This is a genomic window from Olleya sp. NP1-10 (assembly GCF_055804415.1).
This window is the reverse complement of record NZ_CM147840.1, coordinates 1,115,358-1,128,619: the sequence shown is the minus strand read 5'-3', so window position 1 is coordinate 1,128,619 and position 13,262 is coordinate 1,115,358. Positions and strand designations below refer to the sequence as shown.

Below are 13,262 nucleotides of genomic sequence, written 5' to 3'. Positions count from 1 at the left end.
AAGTTTATGCTTTTTTTAATTTTTGTTGTGCTTTAGTAACTTTAGATTTTAATTTCTCTAGCTTATCCTCCCATTTAACTTTATCGTTAGGAGACAACTTACCTTTACCGTCTAATTTATTGTATTTTTTAGTTTCTTTTTCAAGCTTATCCTCAGCTTTTTCTAATGCTTTTTTCGCACTTTCTTTCTTAGCAATTGCCTTTTCCTTTTTCTTATGCTCTTTTTCTTTTTTCTTACGTTCTTTTTCAGCTTTCTTACGCTCCTTTTCGGCTGCTTTTCTTTCTTTTTCTTGCGCTTTTAGCTCTTTAGCTTCAGCTTTAGCTTGCTTCTCTTTTTGTTTAATTTCTTTTTCAGCTTGTTTCTCTTTTTTCTTTGCTTCTTTTACCGCTAATGCTTCTGCTTTTAATTGCTTATTTTTTGCTTCTGCTAGCTCATAAATTTTAGCAGATTGTTCTTCTGTTAAAGTACTTGATACATCGACCCCATCTTGTTTAATCGTTTTGTTTTTTACAACATATACTTTATCCTCAAGACTAACTTCTTGAGCAATAGAAAAAGACGCTGTTAACACTAAGGCTAACGAAAAAAATAATTGTTTTGATTTCATCTAAAAATTTATTTAAAATTAAATATACAGTTCTAATTACTCAAATATTAGTCCAAATTAAATAATTTTTAATTTTTTAAGTAATTCTGGCTTAAATGTACGACCAATTGGCAAACGTTGAGCACTTATAAATACTTGATTACCAGAAATTTTATCAACACACTTAGTATTAATAATAAATGACTTATGAATTTGAATAAAATAGTGTTCTGGTAATTTTTGCTTCCAGTTTTTAAGTGAATCTATATACGATAATTTTTGTGTTTTTGTTACTACAGTAATATAATTACGATCAGATTCTAGATACAAAACGTCTTCAAATACAATCTTATGAAGCGTTTTATCTACATTTAAAAACATTGAATGGTCTTGCAATTTAGCATTAAGGTTACTACATCTGATTTCTGTTTTTTGAATAGCTTTTAAAAAACGATCAAAACTAAAAGGTTTAACCAAATAGTCTACAATAGTATTTAGCTCGAAACTACTAACAGCATATTCAGAATATGCAGTAGTCATTATTATAGCAGGTGGATTTGTAATAGTTTTAATAAAGTCTAATCCAGAAATATCGGGTAAATTAATATCTAAAAAAACTAAATCTGAAGTCTGATTTTTAAAAAAATCATGAGCTTGGCTAGCAGTTTGAAAAGTAGCAATCAAGTTTACATTTGGCAATTTACTTATATAATTTTTAAGTAAATTTTGTGCAGGCATCTCGTCTTCAACAATTATACAAGTCATTATAAATTTAGTTTTAAAGTAACAACAAATTGCTGTGTACTGGTTATTGATAATTGATGCTTATTTGGATACAATAACAACAGTCTTTTTTTAAGATTAGTTAACCCTATTTTTGTCTGATTATGCTCTGGTGATTTACTGTCAAAAGCATTAGCACATGTACAAATTAATTGTTTATTTTTTTCAGTAATACTTATATCAATTATACTATTAATTGTACTATGTTTAAAAGCATTTTCAATAATGGTAATTAACAATAAAGGCGCAATTTTACTATTTAAATTTTCAATAGCTGTAAGGTATTTTATTTGTTTTACACCTTCAGTTCTAATTTTTTGAAATTTAATGTAATTATCTAAAAACTGTAATTCTTTTTCTAAATCTACAAATTCAGAATTACTTTCATACATTACGTGTTTTAGATTGTCTGATAACATCAAAATTAACTCTGGTGTTTGGTCTGGTTTTTCAATCGAATACGAATAAATTGTATTCAAATTATTAAATAAAACATGAGGGTTAATTTGAGATTTCAAAAACTTTAATTCCATTTCAACATGTTGTTTCTCTAAAATTTCTTTTTGATTTTTTTCATCTAAAAAACGAAATAACATCCATATAAATGAGAAAAAATTAACGGAACCAATGTTTGCCAAAGGTAGTCGCTTAAACATTTCATTATAGAGCAACCACATTGTGCAAAAACATTACAATATAATTGTGTTGCTAAAAACGATATTGCTATAAATAACAATCCGTAAAAGACATACCATTTTCGTTTTACAAAATAAGGTAATAATATAAAATGATTTGTATATACAATGACTCCTAGAATAGACAAATATTGTAAAAATGGATTTTCTGCCCAATAATATCTAGAAAAGATATATAATGACACAAAAATAAATACCATCCAACCAAGAATGTGAACCAGTATTTGTGATGTATGTTTTTTAAGGTCTATCATAATTAGTCATCAAAATAAACCAAAAAGCTAAAACCTTCAAAAAACTAAGTATAAAAGCCCTTAAAAGTTATACAAACAACATTTTTTTACTGTTTGTACTTTTAAAATGGTTGTTGGTTAAAAAAATTAGAAGTCTTAAAATTATCACTATAATTTTAGCTCTAAACACTCTTAAAATCAATATTATGAAATCTATTTTAACTACAACACTCCTTCTTTTTTGTTCTTTAATTTTAAATGCTCAAAATTTAAACCATGAAGTATTAGACGCTAAAGGACAACCTAAATTATTAGGTGAAATTAATAAAAAAGGACTCCTAAAAGAAGGTTATAAAACATGGTTTAACAGTAATTATGACAATTATATAGTCAATGACAAGTTAGTGCAAACTTTTAAAACAAAGTTAGATGATTATACTATTAAAGTGTTTTTAGGCACTTGGTGTGGAGATAGCAAAAAAGAAATTCCGCGTTTTTATAAAGTACTAGAATCTGCAGAATTCAACATGGAGCAACTAAAGGTCTTTGCATTAGACAACACAAAAGACAACTACAAAAAAGGACCTAATGGAGAAGAAAAAGGCTATAATATACATCGTGTGCCTACTTTTATTTTTTATAAGGATGGAAAAGAAATTAATAGAATTGTAGAGCATCCCGTTGAAACTTTTGAGAATGATATAAATAACATAGTAAGCAATACACGTTATTTTCCTAAATACTTTGTTGCCAATGTCACTTTTCATAATCTAAACACATCAGCTTTAGAGAACTTAATAGCCTTAGAATCTCAATTTTTAAGTTATTTCCCAGAATATTCAGAAGGTAGTAAGGAATTAAACACTTTAGGCTATTGGCATTTAAAAGATAAACAACACGCAAAAGCTTTGTACATTTTTGATTTAAACACAAAAATGTTTCCATACAACCCAAATGTTTATGATAGTTTAGGCGAAGCCTTTTACACTACAAATAATTATCAAGAAGCTAAAGTAAATTACAATAAGGTTTTAAGCTTAAAACCAGATGATAAAAATGCAATTGAAATGCTGGCTAAAATTAAAGTCAAACAGCAACAATAAACAGACTTAACAAGTAAATTAAATCCCTTATTAAACCAAGGGATTTAATTTATAGTTTAACATTCTATGTTTTGTTGCTTTTTTATCTTTGACAATACTAAAACTAAACTATATGAGAATTTTAAAATTCATTTTACTATTTATTACCATTCAAGTTTCTGCACAACAAGGTGGTATGTGGATTCCGTCATTATTAGAAGGTATGAACGAAACCGAAATGACAAATCTTGGTAGCAAATTAACTGCTAAAGATATTTATGACGTTAACAACTCAAGTTTAAAAGATGCTATTGGTCATTTTAATGGTGGCTGTACCAGTGAAGTCATAAGTGATAAGGGCTTAATATTAACCAATCACCATTGTGGATTTGGTCAAATACAATCGCACTCGTCCCTTGAAAACGATTATTTAAAAAATGGTTTTTGGGCGATGTCTCTAGACGAAGAATTGCCAAATGATGATTTATACATCGAGTTTATTGTTAGAATTGAAGATGTAACACCACAAGTACTTGCTGGGATTACAGACAGTATGACTGAAAAAGAAAAACAATCTTTAATAGACAAAAACAGTAATACATATCAAAAAACAGTTAAAAAAGAGGCTTGGCAAAACACTAAAATCAAGTCTTTTTATGAAGGCAACCAATATTTTTTATTTGTAATAGAACGTTTTGAAGATATTAGATTAGTTGGTGCGCCACCAACTAGCATTGGTAAATTTGGAAGTGATACAGACAATTGGGTTTTCCCAAGGCACACAGGAGATTTTTCTATGTTTAGAATTTATGCTGATGCCAATAACAGACCCGCAAAATACAGTAAAGACAACAAACCTTACAAGCCAAAACACTTTTTACCAGTCTCTTTAGATGGTGTTGAAGAAGGTGATTTTACAATGGTTTTTGGATTTCCTGGTAGTACATACGAGTATCTTCCTGCTGTAGCAATACAACATATTACAGAAGAGTTTAATCCAACTAACATTGCTATACGTGAGGCTGCATTAAAAGTTATTGATGCTAAAATGAAAGAAAGTGATGCTGTACGTATTAAATATGCTTCTAAACAAGCAAGAATTGCTAATGCTTGGAAAAAATGGATTGGCGAAAATCTTGGAATCAAAAAAAGTGATGCTGTAACAAAAAGACGCGCTTTTGAAGACACTTTTACCAAAGCTTTAAAAGAAAAAAACTTAGAGGACAAATACGGATATATCCTACCTGAATTTGAAAAACTTTACAAAGCATTTGCTCCCGTAAACATTAAAAGAAGAAACTTTATTGAAGTCTTTTTGGTTACTAATGAGCTAATGCAAATGACTTTTAGAGCCTATCAAATGGAACAAGCTATTATTGCTAATCCAGAAACTTTTGACAAAGCTAAAGCTAGTTTTATTTCAAGATTAAAGGGTATTCATAAAAACTATGATGTGACTGTTGATCAAGGTGTATTTAATAATGTAATGCCTTTTTATAACACTAACGTTGATGCTTCTATCTACTCTAAAACTGCGTTTACAAACCTGGATGATGCATTAAAATTATTAGACGGTAATGCTAAAACAGTTTTAAAGAACTTAAACAAAGATGCTGCTTATAAATATGTAAAACCTATGATAGACGAGTTTTTTAATGATTTAAACATCTCTTACCAAGAAAAAAACACACCTATTACTGCATTACAAACTAAATACATGACAGCATTAATGGAAGCGTTGCCTAATACAAGATATTTTCCAGATGCTAACAGTACGCTTCGTGTTACTTATGGTCAAGTTAGAGGGTATTCGCCTAGAGATGCAGTCTATTACAATCCTGTAAGTTATTTAGATGGTGTTGTTGAAAAATATGTACCAGGTGATTATGAGTTTGATGTACCACAAAAACTATTAGACTTACATAAAAACAAAGATTATGGACAATATGCTGATAGCAATGGTAAAGTACCTGTTTGTTTTTTAGGAACAAATCATACTACTGGAGGAAACTCTGGAAGTCCTGCTATTGATGCCAACGGAAACCTTGTAGGTTTAAATTTTGATCGTGTTTGGGAAGGTACAATGAGTGACATGAACTACGATCCAGAAATTTGTCGAAATATCATGGTAGATTTACGCTACATCCTTTTTATTGTAGATAAATATGCTGGGGCAACTCATTTAATAGATGAAATGAAATTAGTACATCCAAAAAAATAACATTTTACACTAGTAGTTATCTATAAAAAACCTCATTAATCTTAAGCGGATTACTGAGGTTTTTTAATTTTTAAAGAAAACAATAATTATATAAATTAGTTGTTTTAACTAACTAAACCAACACCTTTACTGCTATCAAAAACTTAAATTATATTTTTTGCGTCTACTTTGTATTAATCAGTTGCAAGCCTAAAAACAAAGAAGTAGTCATTTCTCATCAAAATATTACTACTAAAACAGAAAAACCAAAACAGGTCATGTTTGGAATAGATAGCACAAAACTAAATATCAATTTTAAACCAGCAGGTGTTTATAACAATATAAAAGCTCAATTAAAAAAAGATAAATCTTATTTTAAATCTATGTACTTAATAGATAGCAATAAAGCTATTGATACTGCATCTAATTACATATACAATCAATTATTAAATAAAATAACACCACATTGGTATGGAACTACTTGGGATTTTAACGGTTACACAAACACACCAAATGACGGATTAATAGCCTGTGGTTATTTTGTCTCGACCACATTAAAACATTTAGGTTTTAATCTAAATCGTTACAAAATGGCACAACAAGCTGGACTGCATGAAGCTATTGCTTTACAACCCAAAAACAAGCTAAAAATATATTCTAATAAAACATTTTTTGAATTAAAAGAAAAACTAAACGCTGTTTATACAGATGGCATTTACTTTGTTGGTTTAGACAATCACGTAGGTTATGTATTAATAAAAAACAAAGACATTTACTTTTTACACTCTAGTTACTGCGATAATAAAGTTGTCATTGAGTTAGCTGAAACCTCACCATGTTTTAGATCTAATTTATATGTTTTTGCTGAAATTACTACAAACGATGATTTGATTAAAAAATGGATATTTAATGAAGCTTTGGTAATTCCGACTAACTAAACAATCTCCATCTTCTTCAATAAGAAACTAGCATTCATGTTTTGACAAATTCCTTTTTTAAAGGTGTAATCAAAATACAATTCGTCATCAATAATTTGAGCATCAAAATAATAGTTTTTAACTGCTTCTAATTGAGCTTCAATTTCACAAAGACTTAAATCGTGTGTTGCAATAATACCTGTTGCATGACTAGCCACTAATTTTTCAACAAACTTACGTGACCCAATAGCTTTGTCTGTGCTGTTTGTTCCTTTAAGGATTTCATCTAAAATAATAAAGTAATTATCCTGCTTAATCGCATCTACAATATATTTTAAGCGTGTTAATTCTGAAAAGAAATAACTACTATCATCTGTTAAACTATCGCTAGTACGCATGCTTGTGATTAATTTAACAGGATTGTAAATAGATTTTTTTGCACAAACAGGCAAACCAATGTTAGCCATAACAATATGTAAAGAAACGGTACGCAAAAAGGTACTTTTACCAGCCATATTTGCTCCTGTAATAATAAAAAATTGTCGATCTTGAATTTTAAAATCATTATCAACTCGTTTATTACTTTTAAGCAACGGATGCCCTAATTGTAAGACATTTGTCTCAGTATTATTATCAGCAATTTGAGGATAAACATAATCTTGATTGTTAAACGCATAGTTACCTAAACTGTTATAAGCATCAAAAAAAGTAACTACTTCAAACCAATCTTCAACTTTATCTTTATAGTTTTCTAACCATCTTTCGATGGTGTAAGTGTGTTTTAAATCTGTTAAGAAGTAACCATTACCAAAAATTGCAGAAATTAAATTATTTCTGTTATCCAAAGCATCCATTGCTTTTGAAAGCTCTTTAATAATTTGTGAGGCTTTTTTATTTTTTAATTGAATTTTAGCCTGTTTCTCAATTAATAATTTGGAAGTGAATGTTTCATTTTCAATTGCATTTAAAAGTGAAGCATATTGACGAAAGATATCTCTCATCTTGTCTGTATTTGCACTTAACACATTTACTTTTTTTACAAAACGACCTGTAATAAACAAACCAACAAACAACCAATAACCAATGATTGCTACAGGAATAATTTTTGCAACAGACAAACCGATAATTAAAATAGATAATACTGAAATTACTAAGGGCAGCAACTTAAACGATTTTGGCAATATACTTTGGTGAGATTTTAAAAACTCAAGAATGGTTTTTGCTTTAGTTTCTGTCTGTATTAAGCTTGCATTAGCTTGAAAATTTTGTCTCCAATCTGCCTTAGCAGCTAATTCTTTTACCGCATTTTGTCTTCTTGTAATAGCTGTGATATTATTAGCTTTTAAGTAATTAGCCAATTGATCAGAGCCTTCCTGTGTAGCAGTACGATTTATAAATTGAAAAAAACTTCCGACACCAAATAAATCAATATCTAAAGCATAATTATGTAATGGATCTTGATAGTTTAAACCTTGAGGTCTATCATGAAATTCTCCAGAGTCAATTTTTAATTCGGCTTCATTAATTTGGACTAACTGCTTTTTTAAATTGAAACTAGACTTAATAGTGGTGTATTTTGATAATAAAAACACAAATAAGCCAATGCCAAATAAAATTATAATTGCAAATAACCACCAAATTCCGAAACTAAAATAAGAACCAATAGCAGTTACAATAAACACCAGCAACCTTATAACACTTAAAGTTATTAGTTGTTTTTGTAGCTTTGAAAGTTGGCTGCTATAATTAGCAACATTAGTATTATAGTAAGAATTATGGTCAATCATTTATATTACAAATCTAAATTATCAAATTGTTTGAATACAGTAATTATAGTTTGAACTGCATCTTTATAAAACTGCTGATCAATATTTTCAAAATCATCTGTAGGCTCATGATAATCTTCATGATCAGCAACTCCAAAATACACAAAAGGTATTTTTGCTTTATGGAACGCTGCATGATCACTAGCAAAAGACCAATCATCAGCTTTTGTTAATCCTTCATGATCAATTAGTAAGTCTACTACTCCAATATCTTTAAAATTAGCAATTGTAGGCTTTAACATTGGGTAGTGACTAGTTCCTACAGCAAATAACTGTTGTTTTTCACTTCGGCTAATCATATCCATATTTAAATTTAACACTAAGTTAAGTTGTTGTGTTAACGCATTGGTTTCAACAAAATGGTAAGCCCCTTTTAAACCTAATTCTTCGGCATCAAAAGCTGCTAAAATCACATTATGTTTGGGTGGATTTATGGCAAAATATTCTGCGAAAGCAAATAAAGCACTAACACCAGAAGCATCATCATCTGCTCCATTATAAATTTTACCATTTTTAATACCTTCATGGTCATAATGTGCAGACAAAACAATATACTTATCGTTTTTTAAAGTCCCTTCAATAAGCCCCAAGACATTAGCTGCTTCATATTTTTTTCGTGTTTCAAAAGAAAAAGGCTGTATGTAATTATCTCCTAAAGGCTTAACCAACAAATCTGTAAAGCGTTTTATAATGTAATCCTTAGCCAATTCTGCACCTTTAGTTCCTGTTCTGCGACCTTCGAAAGCATCAGACGACAGGGTTTTAACCGCTTCAAGTAATGCGTCTGTAGAAAACGAATAATGTACTGAAGTTATTGTTTTATCAACATTTTTTGGTGCTTTGGCAGTTTTAGTTTTACAACTAATAAAGCAGATACTTAGTGACAATAAATATAGAAGGTAGAATCTTTTCATATTAAAAATAACAAGAAGTAAAATTAATAAAAAAAACAAGCTTATTGCTGAGCATTGTATTTATACCACACTGTTATTACTTTAAATTAACAAAACACCAATAATAAAAAAATCTATTTTAATAAACTTGTACTCACTCAAAACACATTTTAAAAGCATGCAAATTAACTTAAAGACAACTTTACTTTTCGCCCAGGAAGTTCATTCCATTTATCATCCAATATAGAAAGTCCATCAGAACTAATAATCCATATAATAGGTGTTCTACTTTTTATACTTGGAGGCTGTGCGTATCCATCTGTAAAATACAATAAAACATCTGGTTTATAGGTGTTAGAAAATTGAATAGGAGGATTAAAATTAGTACCTCCACCTCCTCCAATAATTTTGGGCAATACTCCTTTATAATGGTATTGATCATGTATTTCTGTGTCACATAAAACAATTCGGATATCAGGAGTTTGCTTCCAAACGTAATATATTTCAGAAAAAAATTACTCAAATCACCCTCATCAATACTGCCAGAAGTATCAATAGCAATTAAAATTTTTTGTTTTTGTTTTATTTTAATACCTGGTAAAGTTCCATATCTTCTAGATGGTTTTTTTAGTGTTGTTTTTAAATATGTTTTTCTACTATTTTGCATATAAAGACGAAGTACCCTTTTCCAGTTGACAACAGGGTTCAATCTTTTTTCAACTTCATTTAAGTACGTTATTAATTTACCTGGAAGATCTCCAAAATCTGTTGTTTTTAATCTTTTTGCGCTCATCTGCGCATAAGTATCTAGTTTCTCTTCCGTTATTTGCTTTTCAGTTCCGCTTTGTTGTTGAAAAGCAGACCAACCTTCATGTTCATCTAATAGGGTTGTTTTCTCAAACTTTTCTCCAATACTAGAAGGTATTGTTGAATTTAAATGAGATACCTCTTGTAAACGCTTATAGTAATAGTTAACAGACTCTTTTACTTTTAAATTCAAAAAAGGAAAATCATCCAATACGATCGCATTGTCATCTAACTGAGTATTTTTTAAATATTGATTAACTACAAGGTCCGCAGCAATATTAAATAGTTTAGTATTCCCATATTTCTTTATTTCGTATATGTGCTTGAATACAATATGTAGAATTTGATGCTTAATGCAACCAATTTTTAAATCAACAGATAGGGTTTTCCAATAATCTTCATTTATTTCTAAAAGAATACTACCCGTTTCTGTTAAAGTTATATTTGCCCTTTTTATTTTAGGATTACTTTTTCTTAGTATGTGTGTAAAAAAGTGTCCGTAAAAAGGTTCTTTAATTATAAGTTTAATAGTTGTTTTAGAGATGTCTTGTACTATGTCCATTACATTTTTTGTAATAATAACTTACTTAATTCTGGGTCTAGTAAAATAGCTTTTACAGAGGTTGTTTTGGTTAAATCCCCTAACATAGACAAACGAATATCATTGGGTATGATTTCCATTTTAAGAAACAGTTTTACGTTTTCTAATTGCGCTTTAGAACATTTTTTTCTAATGATTTAAGATATATGGTTAAACGAGTACAAAGTGTCGCCAGAACATCTATTCGATGTTCTTTAGTAACTAATTCATTAAGATGACCTTCAACATCTTTAGCGAATTTTTTTGTATTAATAATTTCCTCTGGACTTATTAATTTACTTTGGTTTTGCTGTACAAAAGAAATAAATGAAGTACTAGCATTACTATCTAAACAAGAGTCTGCCAACATCCTAACTAAAGGAAGTTCTTTTTTTAAATCTTTAATAGAAGAAATTGATGTGAAAAATTGAACTAAAGAACGTGGGGTTGTACGCTCACCAGTTACAATTTCTGGATATGTAAGGACAAAATTAACTCCTCGTTGATCAACGCCATTTTTAAGAGCCCATTCTGCCCAAGCATGTAAATCAAATTCTGCTGTAACATGTAGCATACGTGTTAACATAGCATCATCCATTGGTGTTACAGAATAATCACCACCATCGGGATTGGCTGTTAAAACAATATGCCATTGTTCTGGTAACTTCCAACTTGCTAATTCATGATTTTGAAGCAATTGCATGATTCCTCTTAAAATTCTATCATCTGCTCTATTTACATCATCAATTAAAAGAATACCAGGCTCGTTTACAGTAGGCACCCAAGATGGAGCTACAGTAATCGTTTCATTATCTACAATTTTAGGCATACCCAATAAATCTCCCATTTCTTCAAATTGAGCTGGTGCAATATAGGTGAATTTATACCCGTTTTCTTTTGCAATACTTTCTACTAATTCTGTTTTTCCTATACCGTGTTTACCCCATATACATACGGGTGTTTTTTTCGATTAGAAGTTTTAGCTTGTTTGTTTATATCAAGTGTATGAAGTACAAATTTTTTAATTTCAACAGTATTGGTTTTTGTACCGTAATATATGTATTGATGTTGATTAGTTGTCATAATAGTCTACCTGTATTTATTTTCGACTCTTGTAATATTACAATTTGTTGGGAAAAAGTCTTTTTTCTGTTCTTTAATTTCATCAAACTTATCATCCCATTCCCTAAAAACCATAATTTTACGAAGCTTCTTTAACGCTTTTATTTCTTCAGGAATGCGTTTAAATTGTGTCATACTCATTTCTAACACTTCCAAAGTTGTCATTTGTATTATAACGCTTGGAAATGCTTCCAAATACGTCGGCAAACATAAATGTGTTAAGTTTTTAAATTCGCGAAAGTTTTCTGGTAAATCTATGTCTTGATCATATAAATCAAGACGCGCTATAGGCAACTTAGAAAACCAATCTGGAAAGGCACTCCCTTTATTAAAATGGTTTCTACATATTAATGTTGAAAACCCTTTAAGATCTTTAAGTTCTTCAGGTATTTTATGCAACGGAGTTATATCTAATATACCATTTTTTATGAGCGCTGTTAAAGCTTTTTCGCCCTCTTTTAACTCTTTAGACATTTGGTAATATTTACTCTCACATAATGCAAACGCAATTTGCAGTGCATCCATATAAAGAGTTTCTTTTAAAAAGGAATAAAAATTTTCATCACACGGATAAACTTCATAAGTATTATTGTATCCTGTTTGATTTTCATTTAAAAATGTTAACAGTTTATTTGGAGCGTTCTTTTTAAATAAATTTTTAGCTTTTCTAAAATATTTTTGATTTTGATTACCTCTGTTAAAAAAGATAAAAAGATCTCCCAGTAATCTTTTTGAAACCCCATGGGTTTTCATCATTTGTAATGCTAATTCAATGTTATCAGAGTTATTACTTAATAACATTTCTGATACGTTTTCTAGAGCACCTTCATTTTCCTCATTTTTTTTAGATAAAAACTGAACATCAGCTTCATTTAACCACGCCATAAAGTTATCTTCTGTACTGATTACGGCATTAACAGTCTCTAAACTTATCTTACTTAAATTAGGTTGGTTGCATAAAATAACATGTGTTGTTTTAGAAGTTATTTTTGTTTGGTAATTTACAGACAAATTATCTAAACGATGTGTAATATCATTTAATGATAAAACATTAAACTTCCCCAAGAAAGAAACAACAGAGTGCTTTTCAATATCTTTTAAAGGCAACCAACTATCAAGTATAAGTTGTGTGTTTTTACGTATGGATTCGATACGGTAATCTAAAGCGTCATATAAGCTACTAATGTCTTTTTTAGTAATACTATTTGTTTTGTTTTGTAAAAGTAAAAGGTATATTATTGCTTGTTCTTTAGTTATTTTTTTCCATTGAAAATCAAAAAACAACAAACCTACTTCTTGTATAGCTTCAGGTTTATTATTTTCAAAAAAGATAAAAGTTTTATCTAAATCAAATAGTTCCTTTGGCAAATTTTTAAAGGTGTTATTAATTAATTTTAATTCTGTTAAATTAGTTAACAAACCTATTTCTGGTGGTATGGCTAAATTAACATCTTGTATTGTTAATTTTTCAAGATTTGTATTATTAACAATAGCCTCTTCTATACCATTAGTCTTATTTATAATTAATTCTTTCATGC

At 29.3% G+C, this 13,262-nt stretch carries 12 protein-coding genes and 1 pseudogene; 3 read left to right on the top strand and 10 right to left on the bottom strand.

The features are described from left to right. Positions 1 to 4 precede the first annotated feature (4 nt). The 4 genes from AC0L4B_RS05165 to AC0L4B_RS05150 are packed head-to-tail and all read right to left on the bottom strand — an operon-like array spanning position 5 to position 2,318. Positions 5 to 607 (bottom strand): hypothetical protein, encoded by a 603-nt coding sequence (locus AC0L4B_RS05165; protein ID WP_473438840.1) that lies wholly within the window; start codon positions 605 to 607, stop codon positions 5 to 7. 57 nt (positions 608 to 664) lie between these two features. Further along, a complete protein-coding gene (locus AC0L4B_RS05160) occupies positions 665 to 1,351 on the bottom strand; it encodes a LytR/AlgR family response regulator transcription factor (RefSeq protein ID WP_473438839.1) in 687 nt (228 codons plus the stop codon). Further along, positions 1,351 to 1,965: a sensor histidine kinase gene (locus AC0L4B_RS05155; protein WP_473438838.1), complete on the bottom strand. Its 615-nt coding sequence runs from the start codon at positions 1,963 to 1,965 to the stop codon at positions 1,351 to 1,353. Before AC0L4B_RS05155 ends, AC0L4B_RS05160 begins: the two co-directional genes overlap by 1 nt. Further along, positions 1,947 to 2,318 carry a hypothetical protein gene (locus AC0L4B_RS05150; RefSeq protein WP_473438837.1) on the bottom strand — a complete coding sequence of 124 codons (372 nt, stop codon included), beginning with the start codon at positions 2,316 to 2,318 and terminating at the stop codon, positions 1,947 to 1,949. Before AC0L4B_RS05150 ends, AC0L4B_RS05155 begins: the two co-directional genes overlap by 19 nt. A gap of 185 nt (positions 2,319 to 2,503) precedes the next feature. On the opposite strand from AC0L4B_RS05150, the gene AC0L4B_RS05145 reads away from it, so the two are divergent. From AC0L4B_RS05145 to AC0L4B_RS05135, 3 genes are all read left to right on the top strand, one after another. Next, positions 2,504 to 3,400, top strand: coding sequence for a thioredoxin family protein (locus AC0L4B_RS05145; protein ID WP_473438836.1), 897 nt, complete (start codon positions 2,504 to 2,506; stop codon positions 3,398 to 3,400). Positions 3,401 to 3,512: 112 nt separating this feature from the next. Then, the gene (locus AC0L4B_RS05140; protein ID WP_473438835.1) at positions 3,513 to 5,600 is read left to right on the top strand and encodes a S46 family peptidase; all 2,088 of its coding nucleotides are present in this window, start codon (positions 3,513 to 3,515) and stop codon (positions 5,598 to 5,600) included. Between the two features lie 257 nt (positions 5,601 to 5,857). Continuing rightward, positions 5,858 to 6,517 (top strand): hypothetical protein, encoded by a 660-nt coding sequence (locus AC0L4B_RS05135; RefSeq protein ID WP_473438834.1) that lies wholly within the window; start codon positions 5,858 to 5,860, stop codon positions 6,515 to 6,517. Here the strand turns inward: AC0L4B_RS05135 and AC0L4B_RS05130 are convergent. From AC0L4B_RS05130 to AC0L4B_RS05105, 6 genes and pseudogenes are all read right to left on the bottom strand, one after another. Further along, the gene (locus AC0L4B_RS05130; protein ID WP_473438833.1) at positions 6,514 to 8,283 is read right to left on the bottom strand and encodes a MutS-related protein; all 1,770 of its coding nucleotides are present in this window, start codon (positions 8,281 to 8,283) and stop codon (positions 6,514 to 6,516) included. The two genes, AC0L4B_RS05135 and AC0L4B_RS05130, sit on opposite strands and share 4 nt — an antisense overlap. A 5-nt stretch (positions 8,284 to 8,288) precedes the next feature. Beyond that, positions 8,289 to 9,236: a M28 family peptidase gene (locus AC0L4B_RS05125; protein ID WP_473438832.1), complete on the bottom strand. Its 948-nt coding sequence runs from the start codon at positions 9,234 to 9,236 to the stop codon at positions 8,289 to 8,291. 164 nt (positions 9,237 to 9,400) lie between these two features. Continuing rightward, positions 9,401 to 9,682 carry a VWA-like domain-containing protein gene (locus AC0L4B_RS05120; RefSeq protein WP_473439400.1) on the bottom strand — a complete coding sequence of 94 codons (282 nt, stop codon included), beginning with the start codon at positions 9,680 to 9,682 and terminating at the stop codon, positions 9,401 to 9,403. A 152-nt stretch (positions 9,683 to 9,834) separates the two neighbouring features. After that, a pseudogene (locus tag AC0L4B_RS05115) lies at positions 9,835 to 10,584 on the bottom strand (DUF2201 family putative metallopeptidase); the annotation flags it as partial. A 142-nt stretch (positions 10,585 to 10,726) separates the two neighbouring features. Then, positions 10,727 to 11,551, bottom strand: a complete 825-nt coding sequence (locus AC0L4B_RS05110; RefSeq protein ID WP_473439399.1) for an AAA family ATPase — start codon at positions 11,549 to 11,551, stop codon at positions 10,727 to 10,729. Positions 11,552 to 11,691: 140 nt separating this feature from the next. After that, the gene (locus tag AC0L4B_RS05105; RefSeq protein WP_473438831.1) at positions 11,692 to 13,260 is read right to left on the bottom strand and encodes a leucine-rich repeat domain-containing protein; all 1,569 of its coding nucleotides are present in this window, start codon (positions 13,258 to 13,260) and stop codon (positions 11,692 to 11,694) included. Between the last annotated feature and the right edge of the window lie 2 nt (positions 13,261 to 13,262).